This is a genomic window from Flavobacterium sp. 38, assembly GCF_057799715.1.
In genome coordinates, this window is the sequence record NZ_JBYNWZ010000007.1 from 224714 (window position 1) to 250551 (window position 25838).

Here is a 25838-nt window from a genome sequence, read left to right on the forward strand (position 1 = left end):
TATTTACTAAATTTTAAGAATCGCTTAAGCGAATTTTAATCTTTCTTTAATTTAAGATGGAAAAGTAATTTTTGAAATGAGGTTTTTTTGAAATGTTCAATGAAATTAATTTTAACTGGAAATTAATTTTTAAGACGTTTCTAAACCTAAAATTGGAACAGTAGAATTTTAACTGTTAAAGTTGATTTAAATCATTAGTTTATTAAAATCAATTATTTTAGATTTTATTCATTTTTATTTAAGTGATTGTTATAAAGTGGATTATGTTGAGTTTTAGAAACGCTTTAAAATTCTATTTAGAATCGTTATTAATAATTAGACGTTTTTTTTCTCTCCAAAATAGGATGAAAATTCGATTTTAAAAAAAGTATTGTTGATAACTTGTTTTCTGATTTGTTCCAAAATCGATGCTTTTTTGATGTTGATAACTTCCCGAAGTTTATATAGAAACTGCTAGCTCCATGCAAATTACAAAATGCTCGCGAGCTGTTGATAAAAATTCTTTTACGGCTCTTTTTTGAAGTTTTTAAACTGTTGATAATTGAGCTGATTTTTAACAACAAAAACTGGACATGAGAATATATGCGACTTAAATTTGTATAATTAGAAATACACGCTGCCACTTCCCCAAATACAGTGTTCTGTTTTTCTATCTTAAAAAAGTCACTTAAAACTCTATATATATGTCAATTTTTGATAAAAGAATCAATTATAAACCTTTTGAATATCCTGAGGTTCTGCAATTTACCGAAGCTATTAATAAAGCTTACTGGGTACACACTGAAGTAGATTTTACTGCCGATACGCAAGATTTTCATGCGCATTTAAATCTGGCAGAAAAAACGGCAATCAAAAATAGCTTATTGGCAATTGCGCAAATTGAGGTAGCTGTAAAAAGTTTTTGGGGCAATATATACGAGCATTTTCCAAAACCAGAATTCAACGGATTGGGAACTACTTTTGCAGAATGTGAATTTAGACATTCAGAAGCGTATTCTCGTTTACTAGAAGTTTTAGGTTATAATGACGAATTCGAAAAATTATTGGACGTTCCTGTAATTCGCAGACGTGTAGATTATCTTTCGAATGTATTAAAAGACACAAAGTCTCAGGACAACAGAAAATACATGGTTTCGCTGATTTTGTTCAGTATTTTGATCGAAAACGTGTCTTTATTCAGTCAGTTTGCCATTTTATTGTCCTTCACAAGATTCAAAGGATATATGAAGAATGTGAGCAATATTATTGCTTGGACTTCAATTGACGAACAGATTCATGCCAATGGCGGAATTTACATCATCAATAAAATTCGTGAAGAATTTCCAGAATATTTTGATGCTGAAACGTTAGAATTAATTAGAGAAACGGTTAAAGAATCGATTACTGTTGAAGCGGATATTTTGGATTGGATTTTTGAAGATGGAGCAGTTGAAACAATAAATAAAGAAGATTTGGTAAACTTCATGAAATTTAGAATTGATGAAAGTTTGAAACAAATTAACATCGAACCTATTTTTAACGTTTCTCCAGATGAATATTCAAAAATGACTTGGTTTGAAGAAGAGGTTTTTGCCAACAGTCTAGACGATTTCTTTGCAAAACGTCCTGTCGAATATACGAAACACGATAAGAGTATCACAGCAAACGATCTTTTTTAATACAAGCCCATAATACACATGAATACGATAGACACAAACCCAGCAAATACTAATTTTGAGCCACAAAATGACAGCAAAATGTGGTGGAAAAATTCTGAAAGTGAACAGATTTTAAATCGCGGTTATCTTCTAAAAGGAGAAACTGTAGAAGGAGCGATCGATAGAATTTGTACTGCCGCAGCTAGAAGACTGTACAAACCAGAATTGAAAGAATCTTTCATGGAAATGATCGAAAGAGGCTGGATGAGTATCAGTTCGCCTGTTTGGGCCAATATGGGAACAGAAAGAGGATTGCCAATTTCTTGTTTTAATGTGCATGTTCCAGATAAAATCGAAGGAATTACGCATAAGCTTGGAGAAGTAATTATGCAGACGAAAATTGGAGGTGGAACTTCTGGTTATTTTGGTGAATTACGCGAACGCGGAAGTGCTGTAACAGACAATGGAAAGAGTAGTGGAGCGGTAAGTTTTATGAAGCTTTTTGACACGGCAATGGACACGATTTCTCAAGGTGGAGTTCGTCGCGGAGCGTTTGCAGCTTATTTGGATGTGGATCACCCAGATATTGAAGAGTTTTTGAAAATTAAAAGTATTGGAAATCCAATTCAGAACTTGTTTACTGGAATCTGCGTGCCAGATTACTGGATGCAGGAAATGATTGACGGTGATGCAGAAAAAAGACAAATTTGGGCGAAAGTATTAGAAAGCCGTCAGCAAAAAGGGTTGCCTTATATTTTCTTTAGTGACAATGTAAATAAAAATAAACCACAAGTTTACAAAGACCAGAATCTTAGAATCAATGCCAGTAACTTATGCAGCGAGATTATGCTTCCGTCAACGCATGATGAATCATTTATCTGCTGTTTGTCTTCTATGAATTTAGAATTATATGAAGAGTGGAAAGATACTGAAGCAGTAAAACTAGCGATCTTTTTCTTAGATGCCGTTTTACAAGAATTTATCGAAAAAACGGAAGGTAACTATTATCTTTCGGCAGCGAATAAATTTGCTAAAAGACACCGTGCACTTGGTTTAGGCGTTTTAGGATGGCATTCTTATTTGCAGAAAAACATGATTCCGTTTGAAGGAATGGAAGCAAAAATGAAAACAACAGAAATTTTCAAACATATTAGCGATAAAGCCGACAAAGCAAGTCAGGAATTGGCTAGAATTTACGGCGAACCAGAATTGCTAAAAGGTTACGGAAGACGTAATACAACAACGATGGCAATTGCTCCAACAACATCTTCTTCGGCAATTTTAGGGCAAACTTCGCCAGGAATTGAGCCTTTCAGCAGTAACTATTACAAAGCTGGATTAAGCAAAGGGAATTTTATGCGTAAAAATAAATACCTTAAAAAACTGTTGGAAGAAAAAGGTTTAGATAACGAAGAAGTTTGGAGAGGAATTATGCTAAACGGAGGAAGCGTTCAGCACATGGAACAATTGACTCAAGCTGAAAAAGATGTTTTTAAAACATTTAAAGAAATCAGCCAGTTAGAAATTGTACAGCAAGCAGGAATTCGTCAGAAGTTTGTAGATCAAGGACAAAGTTTAAATCTTAATATTCCAGCCGAATTGGCAATTAAAGATGTAAACCGCTTAATGATCGAAGCTTGGCAACAAGGAGTAAAAAGTTTGTACTACCAAAGAAGTCAAAGTGTTTCTAAAGAATTAGTAACAAGTCTCGTTTCGTGCAGCAGTTGCGAATCATAAATATCATATAACCGGATCTTCTTAGATTCGGTTTTTTTTTTATCGCAAATTTTTCTGCCACGACTCGAGCGATAGCGAACTGGCGAAGCAATTCACGAATTTCGCTAATTATTTTTAGCCACAGATTAAAATGATTCTCACAGATTTTAATCCTTTTAATCCTTTTAATCTGTGGCTAAACAAAAAGAAATTTGTGTAATTCGTGGCGAAAAAAACTTAGTGGCAAAAAAATCAAACCTTAGACTTCAGTCTACTCAAAGTTTCTTGAGAAATATTAATATATGAAGCTACAATTTTATTAGGAAGCCGTTTTACGATTGCAGGATTTATTTTCAAAAGCTGAGTGTATCTTTCCAAAGCATCCATAGTCGTAAAAGACATTAGACGATTAGCATTATTCACATAGGCTTTTTCCAGATAATTACTGTAAAACTCTCGCCACTGCGGAATAATTTTCATTAAATGATTAAAATCTTCATGAGAAATAGTCAGCAATTCCGATTTCTCTACAACTTGAATGTTTTCTGCTGCTGGCATTTTAGTAATAAAACTAACCAAAGCCGTAGCAAACTGATTTTCAAAAGCAATATATCGAGTAACGTCTTTTCCTTCTTCATTAATAAAAAAGATTCTCAGACAGCCTTTCGCAACAAAAAAAGTCTCTTGACTGATTTGCCCCTGAGCCAATAAAACCTCATTTTTTCCTTTTTTTAATAATTTAAAATAGGAAAGAACGATTTCTAAATCTTCATCAGAAATAGTAATGCTTTTTCGAATAGAATTGCCAAGCTGTTCGTATATCATGGTTAATTATAATCTCTCACGAATTTGCGGTAATAAATAATATCTTCAATCGATAAAGCCACTAAATCGTGCTGTTGTGCAAAGCTAACGATTTTGTCTAGTTTAGCCATGCTTCCATCTTCGTTCATCAACTCGCAAAGAACGGCCTCATGTTGAAGGCCTGCCAATTTCATTAAATCGACACTTCCTTCAGTATGGCCATTTCTGCCTAAAACGCCATTATCGTTTGCTCTTAATGGAAAAATATGACCTGGTCTTGCTAATTCATTTGCTTGCGAATTAGCAGCAATAGCTGTTTTGATGGTAGTAATTCGATCTTGTGCAGAAACGCCTGTTGTTACTCCGTTCTTCGCTTCAATGGTAATGGTAAAAGGAGTTTGAAAACTGCTTGTATTTTCTGTTACCATATACGGAAGTTCTAATTGATCTGCTTTTTCATTGGTTAAGCAAAGACATACAATACCGCTGCATTCGCGAATCATTAATGCCATATCTTGAATATTTATGTACTGAGCAGAAAATATAAGATCGCCTTCATTTTCACGATTTTTATCATCGGTTACTAAAACGCCTTTTCCGTTTTTAAGCTGCTCCAAAGCATTTTCAACGCGCTCTTTACTCGAAATTCCAAACTGCACCAACGGACTTAATTCTGTACTTATCATAAAAACTTTTTTTAGAAATAATAAGAAGCAAATCTAAAGTTGTTTGAAGCCAAAAAATTTGATATAGGTCAATAAAATGGATTTTAATAAGTTTTTTATGTCATAAACAAAAATAAACTTAAAACGGTGTTTTTATAAAATATTGAACAGGTATTTATACCTGTTTTAATATTTTTGTAGGAAATTTTGAGTTTAAAACTCATTTTTTAACTTTTTTTTAAGTTTATTTGTTAACAATTGTTTAGTTTTTGTATTTCTGTGTTTGAAGTTTCAATTAACATGCTTTTTATACAGAGAAGATAAAAATGACAAAATCCAAAAATAAATTAACTAAAAACCCCAAGCGTATGAAAAGAATTTTACTGCTCACAATTTTATTATTTACAATTAAAAGTTTTGGACAAGATGAAAATCCAAACCTGAAAAATGCAAAAGCTGATTTTGATAAATTATCTATTGATTTTGTGGAAAAAGATAAAGAGTTAAAAGCGAACGAAGAAGAATTGAAAATACTGTTGGATAAAATTAAAAATGACCCTAATCCTAAGTATTCTGAAGAATTGACAAAAAAGATGAAGGAAGTTCACGAACAAAAAGCAACTTTAAGCGATTTTTGTAAAAAATACGAAAGTTATAAAGCTTTTTATTCAGACAAAGGTATCACTGCTGAACAAATAAATGATGCTTTTAAGCATACCTGTGTTGTTAGTGATGTAGGTGGTGTTGCTGAAGAAAAGCAATATAAAACATATCTTTATTATGGAGATGATTTGATAATTGAGGAATTAAAGCCAACGGGTGATAAAAAAACAGATGACATATTAAAGAAAGTTTTAAGTGCAGAAAGTGAATCTTATTTGGGTGATATTATAATTCCAAAAGAAAATCAAGAATTTTATTTTTATATAGGAAAAAAAATCAATTCTAAAAAAAAATCAAATTTAGTTTCAGATACTATTAATGTCGATGGAGGAAAATATTTAAAAGTAAAAGAGATTTTGAGAGACACCATTAATGTTAATAGAGTAAAGTATTTGAAGATAGGTGAAGATTTGCGCGATACTATTAATATTAGAGGAATTAGATATGCGAAATTAAATAAAGTTTTAAAGGACACTTTAAAAATACAAAATGCTAAATATGTAAAAATCACAGAAGTTAAACAAAAAAAAAATCAAGAACATGCTTTGTCAAATGTTGAGCGTTTAGATGAAAAGTATAAATTCAAAAGCATTTCTTTCGATATCTGTGATGGTTTTTTTGTTGATATTAAGGTACTTATACTTGATAAAAATAATTCAGAACATTTGTTTGAAAATAAGTCTCCAATAAGCGTTTTGAACTATTCGAACTCAGCACCTTACAATTTTATTTTTTACAAGCATCCTGTAAATCAGGTTTTGCCTGTTAAGTTTGAGGATTGGGAAGATATGAGAATTAGATTGTCGGATGTATTGACATATATTTCAAAGCCTGGATATAACTATATTCCAAATGATATTACGTTTAATTTACCAACGAAGGATGAAAATGGTGAATATTTGAACAAAACCTCACCTGTTAAGTATGAGATAAAAGAAAATACAACATTGCAAAATGTTATAGAATTAAGAGCATATACTGATCTTCTTGGTGTCTTTTCAGAGTCTCCCAATGGGATTATACAGTTTCAAGGTAAAGGTGATTTTTATATTTTTCCATTTAAAACTTCATTCTCTGTATCTGATGTTAGAATATTAGATAAAATCTCTCCATACATAAATTTTTCTAGAATCGATGCTGATTTGAGAGAAGTTGAAACAACAATAGCTCCGGTTTCAAACGTGATTACGGTAACTAATAATCTAGACTTATTGCAAAAAGCTTATTTAGAGATGGGGACCAAACTAAATTTGATTAATATTCGTTTAACAAAAGCAACACCTTTTAGATTTGTGGGCTATTTCCCTGCGCGTTATCAAATAGCCGATATTAAAGTTAATAATGAATTTAAGAATGTTCAAGGGCTAGGATTAGGACTGGGAGGGTCTTTTGAATTTAAACGATTTAATAATTTTGGATTTAATTATTCTTTAGAGTATTCGAAGTATAGCTTCAAAGATTTTAATTCAATTCCAAACGTTGAACTTCCCGCTGCTTTTTGGGTTTTAAGAAATGAGGCAGAAGTTTTTTATTATCCTGGCTCAAATAAAAAACAGTCCATCTTTATAAGACTAAAGACTTTTAATAATAGTAGTAAAAGCAGTGATGAAGCGTTTTATCAGTTGCAATTAGGTTATCGATTCTCAATCGGAATATCCGAAGTTAAAGCTAAGGCACAATAAAAAATAGAAGCTCCAAGAAATTAATCCTTGGAGTTTTTTTATTTGAAAAAAGATGATTTTTCTAATTAATAGAAAATAGTAATTTAGCGGTTTGTTTATTTAAATTTCCAAAACCCAAAACCACCTCAAATGGAGAATATTACAGTTATTATAATGCTGCTTTTTGGCGTTGCTTTTCTTAGCCTTGTTAGTAAAAGATATAATTTCCCAATTCCGATTGTTTTGGTTTTATGCGGTGTTGTAATTAGTGTTATTCCTGGACTTCCGGTAATTGCGCTGAGTCCAGAAATCGTTTTTATTGTATTTCTTCCGCCGCTTCTGTATCACGCTGCGTGGCATACTAGCTGGTCTGACTTTAAACAATCCATTCGTCCGATCACTTTTGCAGCTGTTGGTCTGGTATTTTTTACAACAGGATTGGTTGCTGTGGTAGCACATTGGCTTATTGATGATATCTCTTGGCCGTTAGCGTTTTTGCTTGGCGCCATTGTCTCGCCTCCCGATGCCGTTTCAGCAACCGCTATTACAAAAGGTTTAGGACTTAATCCGAGATTGATTGCTATTTTGGAAGGAGAAAGTTTGGTAAACGATGCTAGTGGACTTGTAGCGTACAAATATGCTCTTACGGCAATTACGGCTGGAAATTTTGTTTTATGGCAGGCAGGATTAAATTTTGTGCTAATGTCGGCTTTAGGTATCGCAATAGGTTTGGCTGTTGGTTATGTCATGTATTATATCCATAAAAGATTTGTTTGCGACGATATTATCGAAGTTACGCTTACTTTATTGACGCCATTTGCATCGTATTTGCTTGCAGAGCACTTTGAAGGTTCAGGAGTTTTGGCAGTCGTAACTACAGGTCTTTTTCTGGCAGCAAGATCTGGAGCAATATTTTCTCACGAAAGCCGAATTATGACCAATACGATTTGGGATGTATTAAATAATATTCTAAATGGACTGATCTTTATTTTAATTGGACTTCAATTGAGGCAAATTATAGACGGAATCAGTACTTATTCTGGAAATTCGTTATTTATTTGGGGCGCGGTTATAAGTATTGTGGTTATTTTGGTTCGTTTTTTATGGGTTATTCCAGCAACTCTTATTCCGAGAATGATTAGTAAAAGAATTCGCGAAAAAGAAGAGTTTGATTATCGAAATATGATCATTTTTGGATGGTCAGGAATGCGTGGCGTGGTTTCTATGGCCGCTGCTTTGGCGCTTCCGCTAATGCTGAACAAAACAGAAGAGTTTCCACTTCGAAATTTAATCATATACTTAGTTTTCTGCGTTATATTGTCCACTTTGGTTATACAAGGTCTTACGCTTCCGTGGCTGATTAAAAAGCTTAAAATTGAGCGTTATTCAATTCTTGCAGAAGAATATAACATTCGTAATGTAATAGTTTCGGAAACCATTGCACATATCGAAGATAATTTTTCATTGCTGAATGGCGAACTTCTTCATAATATAAAAAGCAAATACGAAGTAAAATTTAACCGTCTGCAAAAGACAGAACTCCCTGCAAATTTCTTCGGAAACGGAAAACTTCTTGGCGGTGAAATTTTTAATGATTTTACCAAAATCCAAATCGATCTGCTGAATGTAGAACGTTCAAAATTAGAATCCATGCATAAATCAGGTTCGGTCAACGAAGAAATCTTCCGCAAAATCGAAAAAGAATTAGATTTGGAAGAAACCCGTCTGTGGATGGAAATGTATGAGGAAAACTAATATTATTTATGAATTATGAATTATGAGTTATAAATTATAAATTTATTCTTTGCGTAAATACGATCAAAGTCATAATCCACAATTCATAACTCATAATTCATAACTCATTAAATAACTCCCATTTTCTGCATTAAGAAAGTCGCGCTTTTATTTTTGCAGATTCCGTTTCGGAGTTTGTAATCGAAATGTAAATCGTTGTTTTGAATTTCGACTTCAAAACATTGATTGGTTAAAATTTGAGGAAATTCGTTTGTAGTTAGGCAAACTTCTATGTCGTGAGTAGCGATGGCGCCAATCGCTCTTTTTGAAATTATTTTCTTAACCACTTCAATTGTTCCGTTTCTTTTGTCATCAGAATTTGTTCCTCTTAAAATCTCATCTAAAAGAACAAAAGCAGGGTGATTTTCAAGTGCATCCATGATCTGTTTTAAACGTTTAATTTCAGCAAAGAAATAAGATTCGCTATCCGATAAAGAATCAGATAATCGCATTGAAACTAATACTGGAAGTGGATGAACTTTAGCTTCTGAAGCACAAATAACTGAACCAATTCCGCTAAGTACCATATTGATTCCTAAGCTTCTCAAAAACGTACTTTTCCCAGACATGTTCGATCCAGTTAAAATCACGAAAGATTGCGGGTAAAATTGCGTATCATTTCCAATTCTTGTTGCAGGATTAAGCAACGGATGGCTCAAGTTTTTAAACTCAATTTTATATTCAGAATTGATTTCTGGGAAAACAAAATCATCGTTGTTATACGCTAAATTGGCTAAACTGTTTAGCGCTTCAATTTCGCCAATAATAGAAATCCAATGGTTCATTTCAGAAGCATAATCTTCTTTCCATTTTAATAATGCTTTTAAAACATGAAGATTGAATAAAAATGTTCCGTTGAATAAAGTCGCGGTAACAAAATTATTAATGGTATCCATTCTTGAAAATAGCTCAGAAAGCTGTTTTAAGTGGTGGCTTGCTTTCGCATTTTTAAAATTAAGCTGCTGCTGTAAATGAAGTAGTTTTTTGGATTGGAAAGACTCGCGTTCAATTTTTTCAATCAGTAAACTGTATTGTTTTATGATTTTATCAACATTGTCTGCTTTTGCTATTTCAGATTGAATTCTTTTTACACATCTTCCCAAAACAATCAGATTAGCAATAAAAATGTATGTCAGATAAGAAAGTATAATGGTTTTAGAAGTGATAAAATAAGCCGCTAAAAATCCAAAAAAGGTTACAGGAAGAATAATTGAAAGTGCAACTAGAACTTTAGGTAATGAATTGTTTTGAAAAGAAGTCCAATGTTTTATGGCTTCATAAGAAGCTTTGGAATCATTGCCAATAATGGCAAGCGCTTTAAATTCTTGTCTCCAGTCTATTTTGTTTTTCAATTCGTTAACCGCTTCCTGATTTTCTAAAATTTCATTTTCTGGCAGTGTATGAAGCAATAGTTCTGCAAGTGTTTTTTTTCCGATAAAAGAAGCTGTTCTGTTGAGATTTTGAAATAAAGAATGTTCTCCAAAAATATCCAAATCGTACGCATAAGGATGATGAAAATCGATGAACTCGACGCCATTTTCAAAAGGTGTTTTTTCTCTTTTTAAGAAAGCAATTTCATTTTGGTTAATTTTCAAAAGCGTTTCGGCCAGTAATTTTTTGAAAGAAAGCCTAGAATGTATTCGCATTAAAAAAAGAAAACCAGCAAAAGATAAAACAGCTAGAAGGACATAAAGTATTTGATCTGTTTTGATGTAATAAAACATAAAAAACAAGAAAAGAAAAATACTTAATAGCCTCAAAAGACTTATGCTGTTGTATTTTTTGTTGGTTTTATTATAGATTTCTGAGTATTTTGTAACGTTGTCTGGATATGCTTTCATTCTAATATTTTGCTTGAAATACAAATATAGCTTTTAAGTTACAAAATCATCATTTATTACATTAATCTTCGTGCATAACCAAAATCGGAATTTGAACTTCTTTGGTGATTTTTTTTGTAAAACTTGAATCGAAAAGACTTTCAAAGAAAGAGCGTTTGTGTGTTATGGTAGTCAGAATATCAATGTCTTTATACAACACAAAATCGAGAATGGTTTCTTTTACATCATCACTTGGCAAAACAAGAAATTCGACATTTTCTGCTGCAAACTCACTTTCAAATTCTTTTCGTACTTGATCTGTCACATCAGAATTCGATGTCTTGACATATAAACTTTTGACTTTAGCGTCCGTTTTTTTAGCGATTTTCAGAATCTTTTTCAGTTCTTTTTTATCTTTTTCGCGATAGCGCGTAGTAAAACCAATCGTTTTTACTTTTTTAAATTTAGCATCAATAGGAACACACAAAACCGGAACTTCAACTCCAGAAATTACAGATTCGGTATTTGATCCCGTAAAGAATTTGGTCCAGTCAGAAACGCTGTTGGTACCCATGATAACAAAATCGATTTGATCTTCTTCTACAGCATTTTTCAGGTTGTAAATCAGATCGCCATCCATTAAACGGTGTTTGATTACAATATCATCTAATTTACGCTCAGCAGCAATTTCTCGAAGTTTAGGAATTTCATCTTTGAACATTTCAAATTTTGCCAATTCAATTGAGCTGTAAATGGAAGCATAATTCTCTGGAAAGAATTGGCTGTCGTAAACAGGAATCTCGAATGTATGAAGTAAGATTAGTTCGGCTTTTACGACTTTAGCAAATTCTAAAGCATGAACAAATGCATTGGTAGCAGCATCAGAGAAATCGGTTGGAAATAATATCTTTTTCATAGTATTAAGATTAAGGTTTGTCTCTCAAATTTACTCATTCTGCGAAGAAATCAACCTGATATTTATCAGTATTTTAACACTTAATGATTTAAAAATATCAATTATTTTAAAGATTTCTTTAGCGAATGGACGATAAGCTGCCATAGAAAATAAATTACAGTTTTTTTATACCTTTGCAGCATGATAAATCAAGATTCTATAGTTGCTTTAGCCACGCCTTCTGGAGCTGGAGCCATTGCCATAATTCGTATTTCTGGAGCTGATGCCATTGCAATTGGTAATTCGGTTTTTAAATCTATTAAAAACAAAGATTTAACCAAGCAGAAAACGCATACGTTACACTTAGGACATATTGTAGATGGAAGTAAAACGTTAGACGAAGTTTTGGTTTCGGTATTTAAAGGTCCGAACTCTTATACGGGCGAAAATACTATTGAAATTTCATGCCACGGATCGACTTATATCCAGCAGCAGATTATTCAGTTATTGCTTAGAAATGGCTGTAGAATGGCGGATGCGGGCGAATTTACATTGAGAGCTTTTCTTAATGGGAAATTAGATTTATCACAAGCAGAAGCAGTTGCCGATTTGATTTCGTCAGATAATGAAGCTTCTCATCAAATTGCAATGCAGCAAATGCGTGGCGGATTCAGTAATGAAATTGCCAAACTTAGAGAAGAACTTCTAAATTTTGCTTCTTTGATTGAATTGGAATTGGATTTTGCAGAAGAAGATGTGGAATTTGCAGATAGAACACAATTTCATGAATTATTAAACCGAATCGAATTTGTTTTAAAACGTTTAATCGATTCGTTTGCTGTTGGAAATGTAATCAAAAACGGAATTCCAGTTGCTATTGTTGGGGAACCAAATGTTGGAAAATCGACTCTTTTAAATGCTTTGTTGAACGAAGAACGCGCAATTGTTTCGGACATTGCTGGAACAACTCGTGATACGATCGAAGACGAATTGGTTATCGGCGGAATCGGTTTCAGATTTATTGATACTGCCGGAATTCGTGATACAAAAGATGTTGTAGAAAGCATCGGAATCAAGAAAACTTTTGAAAAAATCGATCAGGCTCAAGTGGTGATTTATTTGTTTGATGGTTTAAAGTTTCAGGTTTCAAGTTCCGAGTTTGTTTCAGAGATTGAGCAAATAAAGAATAAATATCCGCTAAAACCTTTAGTTATTGTTGTAAATAAAAAAGACATTTTGTCGACTGAAGAAGTTTTAAATATTACAAGCAAACTTGAAAATCTAAATGCAAAACTGCTATTAATTTCTGCTAAAGAAAAAATAGGAGTAGAGGATTTAAAAAATGAATTGTTGTCTTTTGTGAATACGGGAGCACTTCGCAATAATGAAACCATTGTAACCAATACCAGACATTACGATTCATTATTAAAAGCTTTAGACGAAATCCAGAAAGTAAAATTTGGTTTAGAATCGGGTCTTTCAAGCGATTTAATGGCGCTTGATATTCGCGAAGCTTTATACCAATTTGGGTTGATTACCGGGCAGGTGTCAAACGACGAATTGCTGGGAAATATTTTTGCTAATTTTTGCATCGGGAAGTAGAAGGCGCAAAATAAAACAAAACAAAAATAACGAAAAGAGTTATAGTGTTGATAATTAACGCTGTATCTCTTTTTTTATTGGATTGTTTTTCTGAATATTTGGTGTTGTTTTGCTCAAATCTGTCTCTTATTTGTACCTCGAAATTTGAGGTACAAAATTTTGTGACAGAATCGGACAAATTATGGCACGCAGATATCAATAAGTAATGATTGTAAATTGCGAATTTCTGTTACAGAAATTAACGAACATTATTTCTGGCGCTAAGAAACCGGTCATCGTTAATAATGTGGCCGCTATTTATTTTTGAGGTACAAAAATCGCTGCATGTATCGAAAACGCTGATGACGGACAACAGAACATTTAAGTAAGTGGGACACTTAAATTTAAAAATTATGAGTTCAAACATTAGGATTACCAGGATCTGTCAATTCTGCAATAAAGAATTTACGGCAAAAACAACAAAAACAAAATTTTGTTCCTTGACCTGCGCAAGCAAGAGCTACAAAAAAGACAAAAAAGAAAAACGAAAAGAAATTATCAGGGCGGAACGCGAATCTATCAAAAGTTCCTGCATGGCCTTTCTGGAGAAACTTGATTTTTTTACCATCGATCAGGCAGTTATATATACTGGCTTAAGCAGAAGAACCATTTACAGGTTAAAGGCAAATGGAGAATTAGACATTGTTAAAATTGGATCCCGATGCATCATAAAACGATGCGCTGCTGACCACTTTCTTGAAATGCTTATTGCAGGTCACAAGGGCAAACTGGATCCGACTAGTTTTCCTGGGATTGAAAACTGCTATACAATTAGCGAGGCACAGAAGAGATTTAATGTTTCTGCCAGCACTCTATATAATATAATTCAGGGAAAAGGAATTTTAAAATACTCCATTGGGAAGTTTGTCTATGTCTCAAAGGGTGATTTAAATTTAATATTTAATGCTGAGAGCCATGGGTAAAAGTATCGTAACACTTAGAAAAAAAGCTATTTCTCAAGGAAGAATGTCTTTGTATCTTGATTTTTATCCGCCAGTTTGGGATGACAGGCTAAACAATTTTACCAGACGCGAATTTTTAAAACTTTATGTCTATCAGAAACCATCCGACCAATACCAGAAATTGGCAAATACAGAAAACCTCCATGCTGCAGAAATGATTCGGGCAAGAAGACAGAACGAAATTAATAAATCAGAGATCTATTCTGCTTTTGAAAAAGAACAGCTCCAGAGCCAGGCAAAGGGCAATGAATCATTTCTTAAATACTATAAAAATCTCGGACAGAAAAAAGAAGGGAATAATTTATCAATCTGGAATTGTGCAATCAGCCATTTTGAAATGTTTCTCGGTGGAAAAGACCTGCTCTTTAAAGATGTAACAGTGGCTTTGATAGAGGATTTCAGGGATTATCTTTTAAAAGCTAAGAGCATCAGGAAGAATAAAAAGCAGATTTCACGTAATACAGCACTTTCTTACTACAATAAAATAAAAACAACGTTGAAAGGAGCATACAAGGAAGACAAATTAAAAACAGACATTAATGCAAAGATAGGTTCCATAAAAGAAATGGAGTCAGAGAGGAGTTTTATGACCATTGAGGAAGTCCGAAGACTTTTTGCAACACCTTGCCCCAACGGTTTGGTGCGGCAGGTTTCTATGTTTTCGGTACTTACAGGAATTCGTTACGTTGATATTGCAAAATTGGTGTGGTCAGAAATCCACCATATCGAAAATGATGGCTATTATGTTATTTTTCGACAGAAAAAAACTGAAGGCACTGCCTCAATACCTATTTCAGATGAGGCATTTGGACTGTTAGGTAAAAGAAAGAGCGGGAAAGAAAAAGTGTTTTCGGATTTAAATAAATGGGATGTTGACCGTGTGCTTCCTGTTTGGGTAGCATTATCAGGTATTGGTAAACATATTACATTTCATTGCTTTAGACATACTTACGCTACATTGCAGCTGACAGCAGGAACAGATATTTTTACAATTTCAAAAATGCTAGGGCATAGGAGCGTTAAAACTACTCAGATATATACTAAAGTTATTGATCAGAAAAAACGTGATGCTGCAAACAGGATTTCCCTGGAGTAAATATTATGGACTTTGTTTAATTAGAACGCCTCATTTTGAAATTGAGGCGTTTTATAGGGATGAAATTATCATTCTATTCATTTAAGCGTCGAGGATGAGAGCAGGATTCGAACCTAAGCTCGGGAACGCCCGCCTATGCTGCATTTTTTGTTTTGTAAAAGTTGGAGTGCCACGATTTTGCCATAAAACTTTTTATATTTAAATTTACATGCTAATGTATTGATATTTAGTGCGTTACTTCTATTTATTTGTGTGATTTATTTTATGTTTTAAATTTTACGATAAAATTAAAAAAAATGATTGATTTGTCCTATTTTTTTATTTTAGTTTGCTAACAGTCTAGACCTTGTTTTAAAGGTAATGGCAACTTTTACTTCTCTAAAAGTCCTGCCTCCCAATAATGGTAATAATTTCTATACGTTCATCTACATTTATTCGGTAGTAAATAGTATCAACGCCACAAACACAATAACGATATCCTTTTTTGATATGGTTGGCAGATGGAAATAAAAATGGATTTTGTTCTATTTTGTCAAAACAATCGTAAAACATATTGAAATAGTTGTCAGCCTGATCTAGTCCAAACTTGCCGACTCCATAGTAATAAATTCTTTTTAAATCTTCTTTGGCTTCGCTACTCAAATAATAGCTATACATCTCCCAAACCCTTTTTAAACTCGGTTAACATTTCCTCTCTAGTTTGTTTTTTTGCGAAACCGCTTTTTTCTCCTTTATCTATTTTAGCTCTAACGAAGTCATAAAACTCTTCTTGCGAACGTGCTTTTTTGATTAAAAAATTAATAGCTTCACTTTTGCTGCTGAACTCTTCTGAGTTAACTTGATTTTTTAACCATTCTTCATTTGGAGCTGTCAATGATATACTTTGTCGTGTCATGATAATAAAAGCTTTTGGATTGGTGTAAATATACACCAAAAAAATAAGATAGAAAAAGATTCTGTCAAAAACTTGTATTCCGAAAAGCGCCTTAACTTTTATGTACAAAAAATGTATCAAATCCAAAATTGAGGTGCCACCATTTTGACACATAACTTAGAGCATCAATTTATATTTTTTTTTAATTATAAAAATCTTTTTTATACTAGCCTTAACGGGACAATTCTCGAACCATTTTCAAGATGATTTGAAAAAAATAAATATTACTTAAGATCTAGTTTCCATGCAATTTTATTTTTAGCGCATTATCAATCTGCTCCCCCATCGACACTGTCAAAAGTTTCTCTTTCCTTAGGTTTGATGCTGTATTTGACAGATACCATCGGACCATAGTAGATATCGAACTGAGTTCCATTTGTACGAAGCTGTATTTGTCCGATTACGCCAGCTAAAAAATGAATATTAGGAGTAATTGCAGTATAATATACTGACAATCTAAAAATATCAAAATTCTCTTTTGCATAATCTTTTGACGCGAACTTAAGCATCAGCTCCGCATAGTAGCCTATATTGGGAGCCAAGAACAACGGTTTGCTCTTGCTTTGAGGGAGAAAATGATTTACTCCAAATCTCATACGAATTCTTGGGACGGTCTGATGGATTCCGTTTCCGTCATCAAAAAATTTAGTTTCAAAACGGATCTACTCAAATATATTTCCTCTCGGCATATCTTGTGAGAATGTGCCCATTATGATTAAGCGGTTCTCAAGCGTTTCATAATTTCCCATTTCTTCAACTGCATATTTCTGATTGTGCGCATATCCCAGCCACAATTTGATATTTTTGAAGCAAGAATAGACAAGCCATGGTCTTAAAACGACTCTCTGAGTGTATTCAAAAGGATTTTTTGTATCGTAGGATCCCTGCGTTACCAATTGCATATCAGCCTGACCGCTTAAGTGCCATTTTTCATATAGGGGAAAAGCAATATCACCTTCCGTTATAGAAGCTGGAATAAATCCAACTGTGTAAGGCGGATCAAGCTGTGCATTTGAAATTTGCGATGCTAAAAGTGCGGATAAAGAAATGATAACTCTTTTAAATTGGATCATAATTAGAGGTGTAGAAAACAGAAAAAGTTAAAATATGCTGCATAAGTTCAATGCGGTGACTGCAAACAAAAGAGGCTAAATTATTTTAGCCTCTCCAAATCAATAGTATTCCATTTAAGGCTCAACGATATTAAACCAGAAATTAAAACTGTCTATTTTTCCTAAAAATGAAGTAAAGGCATTTTGATCCCCATCGATCTTTATCGCTTTGGATTTCAAAAGATCAGCAAAAGAAGCTTCTTTTAAGCTCACTTTATTGAGATCGCTTCTGTTGATTGTTATTGTTGCTGTAACATCGTTTTTAACGCTTCCTCCAATTCGAGGTGTTACAACTCCATTTGCCACAATTAATGCTACCTTCTCTTTTACATCTGGAAGAACAATGTTAAAATTATATTTCATAGCAGCAGCATCAGCCTCTGTTCCTTTGAATTTCATGGCAAGAAAATTAAAGAATAAGTCAGTACTCATTCCGCGAACCATGTCGGGGCCAGCTGTATCAGGTGATGGCAGCACCTTAACTCCATTTCTTAATTCTGCTGCTCCTGACAAATAAAAATTTCTCCATGGACCAGATTCGGCTACATAGCCCAGCTGTTCGTAAGCATCTGCCAAAAGGTTTCTTCCATCCTGATTTTTCGGATCTGCAAAGACCAGATGGCTTGCAACTTCAGCCACCCATCGGTATTCTCCTTTGTCATACGATTTTTTAGCATTTGATAATAAATTATCCGCACCTCCCATAAATTCAACATACTTCTTGCCCGCATCAACTGGTGTCAGTTTATTTAAATTGGAAGGGTTGCCGTCAAACCATCCAAAGTATAATTGATATTGTGCGCGTACATCATGGCTTAAAGTTCCATAGTATCCTCTGCTGTAAAATTCTTTATCCAGCGATTCGGGAAGCTTCAGCATTTCAGCAATCTCTATAGGAGTATAGCCCTCGTTTGCAAGTCTTAGCGTCTGGTCATGGATGAAACGGTATAAATCACGCTGCTTCTCCCAATACGGTTTGATATTTTTGTTGTCCCAAGTAGGCCAGTGATGCGAAGCAAAAGAAAATTCTACATCGTCTCCCCATTTTGCAAGCGCCAAATCAATATAGGCGCTCCATTTCTGCCCATTACGAACCTGCGCGCCTCTTAATGTGTAAAGGTTGTGAAGTGTATGTGTTATATCCTCAGACTGGCAGAATGCTTTAAGTTCTGGAAAATAAAACATCATTTCGGCAGGCGCTTCCGACTCTGGAGTATAGATAAATTCAACTTTAAGGCCATCGACAATTTTTTCCTCGCCCGAAAGCTTGTTGATTTTTACGGTGCCGTCTAAAATCCCTGCCAGTCCTGTTGACGTTGTCTGCCCTAAACCAGTTCCTAATGTTCCCTTTGCATCTTTTGGAAGAAGATTTCCGTACATATAGGAAGCTCTTCTTCCCATGGTATTTCCTCCCATTACATTTTCGCTGATAGAATGGTCAAAAAATCCTTCAGGCACATAAATAGGCACTTTACCGCTTTTTACATCTTTTTCGTCAACAACGCCTCTTATTCCTCCAAAGTGGTCTATGTGGCTGTGGGTAATTATTACAGCGGCTACAGGTTTTTTTCCTATTTTTTCGTTTGCCAATTCCAAACCTGCTTTGGCTGTTTCAGGAGATAGTAGAGGATCAATAATAATCCATCCTGTTTTCCCTGCTATCAAAGTCATGTTTGCCAAGTCGAACCCTCTGATCTGATATATTGAGCCCTTCTTTACTTCAAACAGCCCATTGATACTGTTGAGTTCGCTTTGACGCCATAAGCTCGGATTTGTAGTTGCGGGTGCAGTGCCTTTTATAAAGTCATACTGCTTCATGTCGTAGATAATATTCCCTTTTGAATCCTTTATATTTCCTGCTGGAATAGTAGCTATCAGTCCCCTTTTTGCATTTTCATAATCGGTTTTGTCTGCAAAAGGAAGATAAGATAAGAGATCATTATTTGCTTTTTGCGTAAAGCTTGATGCCTCTTTCTGATTTTTATCTGTTTTGATTTTTTGAGAATAGGTACTTACTGTTGTAAACAAGGTTATAAATAATAAAAACCCGACTGCTGTTTCTGAAAATTTTTTCATGGTGATACCTCTTTAAGTTGTTAAAAAATAATAGAATGCTGATTTCTATATTTTGATGGGTATCTAAAATTAAATTTTAAATAAGAAGAAAGTAAATTCTTATTGGAAAAGATTGTTTCATTTTATAATTTGCAACCAGTTAATTGATTATGCAACATTATTTTTGTTATTATGCCACGCTGAGTATAAATAGATGGAATAATAAGCGAAGTAGCAATTTTAGCTTTTGTCCTTTCAGGTTGACCTAACGGGACATGAACCAATTTTTGCCGAAAACATTAAGATTTTAAATTTAAGTAAGAAAAGGGACATTTTGGAAATCACAAAAAAAGACTGAGAAACATGGACTTCTCAGGCTTTACATTTTTTCTCGTATATACATCTATTCAAACCTAAAAGCGTCAGTACCTTATTTTGTTGGTTTTCTAGTTTTCATAAACACCGTGTGCCACGGTTTTGCCACAAATCTCTGATTGCTAAATTATAACAGTTTTTGATGTTGTATAAGTTTCGAACCTTAGCTTTTCATATCTTGATTTTACTGGATTTGCTGTTTTCCAAAACACCATGCGCCACGATTCTGCCACAAAACTAAAACAGGAGAAGCATCAGTGAAATTGTCCTTAACTTTTTTTGCGAGAAAGAGGATGAAGTTCACTTAATGTTTTGTGATCAATTTACTCTGATCTCTGAAATCACTTGGGGTGTATCCCATTTTGCGCTTAAAAGTTCTGTTAAAATTTGAAATATTATTAAAACCGCTGTCGTAGCATATTTCTTTTATTGATTGTTCAGATTCAAATAATAATCTTGCGGCCATACCTAATCTTAAATCGGTTACATAATCCGAAAATGAGCTATTTGTGCATTTTTTAAAGTAATGACTAAACGCAGATTCCGACATGTTAACTAAATCTGCAACTTCCTTCAATTGAATTTTATTCTGAAGATTATTCTTTATAAATTCATTTACTTTTTCGATTTTCTGGCTTTCAGAAAAACTGTAATAATCTACGTAAGAATGAGAGGCAAGGGTTTTTGAGTTTTTTGCTATTGCTAAATCGTGTAATATAGATAGAAAATCCAACAACGAATTAAAATCCTGAGAGTCGGATAATTGTAAAATTTTTGGTTTTAAATTTTCAATTGTTTCTTTCGAAAAAGCAATACCGCGTTTTGATCTTTCCAATAACTCTCGAATTGGAATAGCAAGTTTTCTCCTTAAAGTCTTTTCTGAAAATAAATCTTCATGAAACTGAATGGTGACCACATGAGCATCATTGTTTTCTTTAATTCCTGTCCATAAATGTGGCGTGTTAGGACCAATCAGCGCCAGATCACAATCAGAATATTCTCCTACAGAATCTCCAATAATTCTTTTTCCTGAAGAATTCAAAACTAAATTCAATTCAATTTCTGGATGAAAATGAAGAGGAAAGTCAAATTTTGCATTCATATGATTTAATACTATAAAGAAGTCGTCATCTGAAATTGGTACTAATTCTCTTAAAATATTGCGCTTTTCGTTCATAATAGTATTATTTTATTTCACTTACTGAATAATAAAGTTGGTCAAAAATAAGTAATAAATTTCTGTTTTAAACAATTTTAGGCTCAAATAAAAATTATATGTTCAAATAAAAATTACTTTTATTGATAAAAGTATTATTCGTAATTCATTAAAGTATTACTATTTGATGTAATTTACAAAATGCTTACGAAAACGAAGTAGTTAATTTGTCTCGAAACTATTAACTAATCTTTAACCAATCAAACAAATGAAAAAAAAATGGACAAAAAGTATACTTTTTTGTATTCTGTTTGTTAGCAGTTTTGCAGCTTACAGTCAGAATATAATTAAAGGTACAGTTGCCGACGAAAGCGGTCTTACAGTACCTGGAGTAAATATTACCGTAGAAGGTTCTTCTAAAAGTGCTTCTACAGATTTTGACGGGAAATTTGAAATCAGTGCTCCAGTAAATGCAATTTTATCTTTCTCTTTTATGGGTTTTGACACTCAGAAAATTCAAACCGCAGGAAAAAATACTTTGAATGTTGTTTTAAGAGCTTCTTCCCAAAACTTAAAAGAAGTTGTTGTAATCGGATACGGCTCTGTTAAAAAAGCGGATTTAACGGGTTCGGTAGCGACAATCAAAACCAAAACTTTAGAAGACATTCCAACCAATTCTGTTGAGCAGGTTTTACAAGGAAGAGTTGCAGGATTACAAGTTACGACTTCCCAGGATCCTAGTTCTACGTCTACAGTAAGAATCAGAGGAGGAAGTTCGCTTAGAGGTTCAAATGCACCTTTAGTGGTATTGGACGGATTTCCGTTGGGAGATGCCGGCGATTTAAAGCAGGTAAATGTTGCCGATATTGATAAAGTAGATGTTCTGAAAGATGCTTCGGCTTCTGCAATCTACGGTTCAAGAGGTGCTAACGGAGTTATCATTATTACTACAAAGTCAGCTAAAAAAGGAAAAACCCAGATTCAGGTGCAGCAACAATCTACGTTTTCCGAGTTTAATTCAGAACTAAATCTTTGGAGAGATCCAGTTTTAATGGCGCAATTAAGTAATGAGGGAAGAATTAACGGAGGACAGACGCCTTTATATGTAGGTGCGAATAACTCAAACGGAGTTTATTATCCATCCATTCAGGAATTGCAATCGGGTTCGTGGCCGTATTTTACAAGATGGGGCGATGTGACTTTTAGAAACATGCCTTTAGGAAATAATACTATTGTGAGCATTAACAGCGGAACCGATAAAACGAGTTTTAATTTAAGCGGAAATTATTACAGCGAAGAAGGTGTTTTCGTAAAAGATGGTTACAGCAAAGGCGGTTACAACTTACGTATTAAGCATGATGTCTTTGATAATTTCACCGTTCGCTTTTCAAATATCGTAAGTAAAGGAAAAAGAACTTCAAACGGAGGTCTGGCGTATTGGAGAAATCCTATTTTCCCAATTTACGATGATAATGGCGATTATTATATGATTGGTCAGAACGATTATACACATCCTGTTGCGATTACCAATCTTCGTCAGAACGAAACTAAAACTATAGATGTTATCAGTTCTGCGGCGTTAGAATGGCAGATTATTCCGTCTTTGAAATTGACTTCAAGATTAAATTACAAATACGGATCTTCTGTAAATGATCAGTATTATCCAAGTAAATATACCGAAACCGGAGATTTTAATAACGGTGCGGGTTATATCAACAATTGGGAAGGGCAGAATTTTGTGTCTGAAACTTTTGCCAATTTCAATAAAACATTCAATAAACACGATTTTGGTGTAACTGGAGGTTATACATTCGAAAGTTATTTATTAAGAAGTTCAGGACTTGGTGCATTTGATTTTGTGAATGAAACTTTAGGAAACGAAAATATGGGCGCTGGAAATCCCGAAAGAAATACCGTTTCTAACGGAAAAGTAGAAACTAGATTGGTTTCAGGAATTTTTAGAATGAATTACGGTTATGATGATAAATATTTATTGACTGTTACAGGCCGTGCAGACGGATCCTCAAAATTTGGTAAAAACAATCAATGGGCGTATTTCCCGTCTGGTGCAGTAAGCTGGAAAGCACATAATGAGACTTTTATTAAAAGTTTAAATGTTTTTGATGAATTAAAATTCCGTGCTAGTTATGGTATTTCTGGAAATCAGGGAATCAATCCGTACCAGACTTTAAGTCGTTATGGAGTAAGTCAGTACTATGATAATGGAAGCTGGGTTTCTGCAATTGGGCCAGGTTATGTCGTCGGAACTACAGGTCAGGACGGAATTGAAAAACTTTGGGGCGGAATCCCGAATCCAGATTTAAAATGGGAAACTACTGCTCAAAGTGACTTTGGAGTTGATATTTCGATCTTAAAAAGCCGTTTAAACATCATATTCGATTATTACAACAAACAGACAAAAGACCTTTTGAGAGAAAGAATTCTAACTCCGTCATCTGGTTACGATAGAATTTGGGTTAACGACGGAGAATTAACGAATAAAGGTTATGAGATTACTGTTGACGGTGAAATCTTCAAAAATGAAGACTGGCAGGTTAATGCTTCTTTAGTGTATTCAAAGAATAAAAATGAAATTGTAAGCCTTGGTTCTGTTGCGCAATCAGGTTTAAATGTAGATCCGAACACAGGAATGCAGTACGAATATTCTGGAAACAGTTTAGAGCAGTTCAGACAATTTCCAAATCTGTTAGCAATCGGTCAGCCGGTAAATGTTTTCTACGGATATAAAACTAACGGAATTGTACAAAATCTTCAGGAAGGAATCAACGCTGGTCTGGACGGACAATTGGCGCAGCCGGGAGAATTTAAATATGTAGATATCAATGGCGACGGAGTTGTAGATACTAAAGATCAGACCATTATCGGAAATCCAAACCCGGATTTTATGGCGAGTTTTAATATGAGTCTTAAATACAAACAATTTGATTTCAGTTTCTTTTTAAACGGCGTTTTTGGTCAGGATGTATTAGATACTCAGGCATTTAATCAGCCAAGTAATGCGCCTTTACGCTGGACTTTGGACAATCCGACAAACGATTATCCAAGTTTAAGAGACGGAAGAACTTTGAAATTCTCAGACTGGTGGGTAAAAGACGGATCATTCGTTAGAATTCAAAACATCACTCTGGGGTATACTTTAAAACCAGTAAAAAGTGCATTCCAAAGCGTACGCTTATATCTAAATGCCAACAACGTATACACTTTTACCAAATTTGACGGTTACGATCCGGAAGTGGGAACAGACGGAATTTACTGGGGTGGTTATCCTAGATTGAGCAAATGGACATTCGGACTGGACTTAACTTTTTAAAAAACTACTATGAAAACAAGATATAAAATAGCAGCAATGGCGCTTATCATTAGTGCTTTTGCCTGCGACTTAAACGAAGAACCATACGGATTTTATTCGGAAGATAATTTCTATAAAAGTGCTTCTGATGCCGAATCTGCGGTTGATTACGCTTACGATGCTTTGACTTTCCTTGAGTATTCAAGAGCCATTTTTTATGTGGGAGATCTTCCAACAGAAGAATGTGGCCCAAAGGGTGATGAAACCGTTGATAATCAGAATTTAGATAAATGGCAAACGGGAACGTTTAATACCAATAGAATGTTGGGCAATTATTTTAAATATGCTTACATCGCCATAAATAGAGCGAATGCTGTTATTAAAAATGTACCGGACGGAAAATTTGAACAGGATTTAAAAGATAAATTTCTGGGAGAAGCTTATTTCCTTAGAGCTTGGAATTACTTCAATCTCGTTAAAAACTTCGGTCGCGTACCAATGCATACTTCTGTTGTAGAAACTGTAAGTCAGACTGCTGCTCCGATGGCAAAAAACTTAGATGAAGTATATGATTTTATTATTGCTGATGCTGAAAAAGCAATCGAATTATTAAAAGTAAATCAGGCTTTAGGGCGCGCAGATAAAGTTGCGGCGCAGGCTTTATTGGCAAAAGTGTATTTGTATATCGCTTCTTCAAAAGAACATAACGTTCCGCAATATGCAGAAATGAGTAAAGAGGTAGCGACTATGTATCAGCAGGCTGCAAAATATTCCGGAGATGTAATTACAGGCCAAAGTGTGTATGGTTTTGAGAATAATTTAATTAGTATATACGATGTTGAAAAACCATTAGGAAGAGAAAACATCTTTTTGCTTTCAATGGACAGAACCGGAGCAACGGAAGGAGATTATTCTAAAATTTCGAAACTGTTTATTCCGTATATCGACGGTGCAACTATTTATTTGAAAAACCCTGATAATACCTATTCCAAATCGCATGACGGATGGAGTGTATTTCAAACTCTGACAGGCTTTTATAACAGTTTTGATAACTCAGATAAAAGAAAAACAGACTTGTTTGTAACCACAACTTATAATGCATCTGGAGTTGTTTCGGCTCAATATCCGGGAAAAATTATTTATCCGTTTACACGAAAGTATATTGACCCGAATTTTATTGGAGATAAAACAAGCACAAAGCCTTTTTTAATTCGCTTTAGCGAAGTGGCTTTGACTTATGCTGAAGCTGCAGGTCCAACAACTGAGGCTTATGCTCTGGTAAACCAAATTAGAAACAGAGCCGGTTTAGGGAATCTTGCACCGGGATTGAGTTTGGAAAGTTTTAGACAGGCAGTTTGGAATGAACGTGCTTTAGAGTTGGCTTTTGAAGGAAACCGTCTTTATGACCTGCGTCGTTTCAACAAAGTTTCTCAGGTTGTACCGGAAGCTGCCGGAATTACAGCAGAAGAAGCAGCGTTTTATCCGATTCCACAAACAGAAATCGATTTGAACACAGGGTTATAATTTTAAAAATATACGATT

Annotated in this window: 19 protein-coding genes; 9 read left to right on the forward strand and 10 right to left on the reverse strand. The window is 34.1% G+C overall.

What is annotated here, in order from left to right; genetic code table 11:
- The first annotated feature begins 683 nt into the window (after positions 1-683).
- Together AC3E9W_RS17520 and AC3E9W_RS17525 are read left to right on the forward strand one after the other, a co-directional pair.
- Entirely contained in the window at positions 684-1658 is a 975-nt protein-coding gene (locus tag AC3E9W_RS17520) for a ribonucleotide-diphosphate reductase subunit beta (RefSeq protein ID WP_488769359.1), read from the forward strand.
- A gap of 18 nt (positions 1659-1676) precedes the next feature.
- Positions 1677-3374: a ribonucleoside-diphosphate reductase subunit alpha gene (locus AC3E9W_RS17525; protein WP_306156317.1), complete on the forward strand. Its 1698-nt coding sequence runs from the start codon at positions 1677-1679 to the stop codon at positions 3372-3374.
- Positions 3375-3605: 231 nt separating this feature from the next.
- Here AC3E9W_RS17525 and AC3E9W_RS17530 read toward each other — a convergent pair whose 3' ends face one another.
- Together AC3E9W_RS17530 and ribB are read right to left on the reverse strand one after the other, a co-directional pair.
- Entirely contained in the window at positions 3606-4178 is a 573-nt protein-coding gene (locus tag AC3E9W_RS17530) for a Crp/Fnr family transcriptional regulator (RefSeq protein WP_488769360.1), read from the reverse strand.
- A 2-nt stretch (positions 4179-4180) separates the two neighbouring features.
- Positions 4181-4843: a 3,4-dihydroxy-2-butanone-4-phosphate synthase gene (ribB, locus tag AC3E9W_RS17535; protein WP_488769361.1), complete on the reverse strand. Its 663-nt coding sequence runs from the start codon at positions 4841-4843 to the stop codon at positions 4181-4183.
- A gap of 347 nt (positions 4844-5190) precedes the next feature.
- Between ribB and AC3E9W_RS17540 the strand changes: the two genes are divergently transcribed.
- Both AC3E9W_RS17540 and AC3E9W_RS17545 read left to right on the forward strand, forming a co-directional pair.
- Complete coding sequence (locus AC3E9W_RS17540) at positions 5191-7167, forward strand: hypothetical protein (RefSeq protein WP_488769362.1); 1977 nt, start codon at positions 5191-5193, stop codon at positions 7165-7167.
- Between the two features lie 129 nt (positions 7168-7296).
- Complete coding sequence (locus tag AC3E9W_RS17545) at positions 7297-8901, forward strand: Na+/H+ antiporter (RefSeq protein WP_488769363.1); 1605 nt, start codon at positions 7297-7299, stop codon at positions 8899-8901.
- Between the two features lie 107 nt (positions 8902-9008).
- Here AC3E9W_RS17545 and AC3E9W_RS17550 read toward each other — a convergent pair whose 3' ends face one another.
- Both AC3E9W_RS17550 and AC3E9W_RS17555 read right to left on the reverse strand, forming a co-directional pair.
- Positions 9009-10781 (reverse strand): MutS-related protein, encoded by a 1773-nt coding sequence (locus AC3E9W_RS17550; protein ID WP_488769364.1) that lies wholly within the window; start codon positions 10779-10781, stop codon positions 9009-9011.
- A gap of 61 nt (positions 10782-10842) precedes the next feature.
- Positions 10843-11676 carry a universal stress protein gene (locus tag AC3E9W_RS17555; RefSeq protein ID WP_306156320.1) on the reverse strand — a complete coding sequence of 278 codons (834 nt, stop codon included), beginning with the start codon at positions 11674-11676 and terminating at the stop codon, positions 10843-10845.
- A 180-nt stretch (positions 11677-11856) separates the two neighbouring features.
- On the opposite strand from AC3E9W_RS17555, the gene mnmE reads away from it, so the two are divergent.
- The 3 genes from mnmE (at position 11857) to AC3E9W_RS17570 (ending at position 15354) form a co-directional block, all read left to right on the forward strand.
- Entirely contained in the window at positions 11857-13257 is a 1401-nt protein-coding gene (gene mnmE, locus AC3E9W_RS17560) for a tRNA uridine-5-carboxymethylaminomethyl(34) synthesis GTPase MnmE (protein ID WP_488769365.1), read from the forward strand.
- A gap of 392 nt (positions 13258-13649) precedes the next feature.
- Positions 13650-14219 (forward strand): helix-turn-helix domain-containing protein, encoded by a 570-nt coding sequence (locus tag AC3E9W_RS17565; protein WP_488769366.1) that lies wholly within the window; start codon positions 13650-13652, stop codon positions 14217-14219.
- A complete protein-coding gene (locus AC3E9W_RS17570) occupies positions 14212-15354 on the forward strand; it encodes a site-specific integrase (RefSeq protein ID WP_488769367.1) in 1143 nt (380 codons plus the stop codon). Before AC3E9W_RS17565 ends, AC3E9W_RS17570 begins: the two co-directional genes overlap by 8 nt.
- A gap of 378 nt (positions 15355-15732) precedes the next feature.
- On the opposite strand, the gene AC3E9W_RS17575 is transcribed toward AC3E9W_RS17570, so the two are convergent.
- The 6 genes from AC3E9W_RS17575 to AC3E9W_RS17600 all read right to left on the reverse strand — a co-directional run bounded on the left by AC3E9W_RS17575 (position 15733) and on the right by AC3E9W_RS17600 (position 21007).
- Complete coding sequence (locus tag AC3E9W_RS17575; RefSeq protein WP_488769368.1) at positions 15733-16011, reverse strand: type II toxin-antitoxin system RelE/ParE family toxin; 279 nt, start codon at positions 16009-16011, stop codon at positions 15733-15735.
- Positions 16004-16249: a ribbon-helix-helix domain-containing protein gene (locus AC3E9W_RS17580; RefSeq protein ID WP_306157385.1), complete on the reverse strand. Its 246-nt coding sequence runs from the start codon at positions 16247-16249 to the stop codon at positions 16004-16006. Before AC3E9W_RS17580 ends, AC3E9W_RS17575 begins: the two co-directional genes overlap by 8 nt.
- A gap of 308 nt (positions 16250-16557) precedes the next feature.
- Positions 16558-16830 carry a hypothetical protein gene (locus AC3E9W_RS17585; RefSeq protein WP_488769369.1) on the reverse strand — a complete coding sequence of 91 codons (273 nt, stop codon included), beginning with the start codon at positions 16828-16830 and terminating at the stop codon, positions 16558-16560.
- A 120-nt stretch (positions 16831-16950) separates the two neighbouring features.
- Entirely contained in the window at positions 16951-17361 is a 411-nt protein-coding gene (locus AC3E9W_RS17590; protein WP_306157379.1) for a porin family protein, read from the reverse strand.
- A 114-nt stretch (positions 17362-17475) separates the two neighbouring features.
- Positions 17476-19476 (reverse strand): alkyl/aryl-sulfatase, encoded by a 2001-nt coding sequence (locus tag AC3E9W_RS17595; protein WP_306157377.1) that lies wholly within the window; start codon positions 19474-19476, stop codon positions 17476-17478.
- A gap of 658 nt (positions 19477-20134) precedes the next feature.
- On the reverse strand, positions 20135-21007 hold the full coding sequence (locus AC3E9W_RS17600; protein WP_306157375.1) for an AraC family transcriptional regulator: 873 nt from the start codon (positions 21005-21007) through the stop codon (positions 20135-20137).
- A gap of 247 nt (positions 21008-21254) precedes the next feature.
- On the opposite strand from AC3E9W_RS17600, the gene AC3E9W_RS17605 reads away from it, so the two are divergent.
- A complete protein-coding gene (locus AC3E9W_RS17605) occupies positions 21255-24317 on the forward strand; it encodes a SusC/RagA family TonB-linked outer membrane protein (protein ID WP_488769370.1) in 3063 nt (1020 codons plus the stop codon).
- A gap of 9 nt (positions 24318-24326) precedes the next feature.
- Entirely contained in the window at positions 24327-25820 is a 1494-nt protein-coding gene (locus AC3E9W_RS17610; protein WP_306157371.1) for a RagB/SusD family nutrient uptake outer membrane protein, read from the forward strand.
- The last annotated feature ends 18 nt before the right edge of the window (positions 25821-25838 follow it).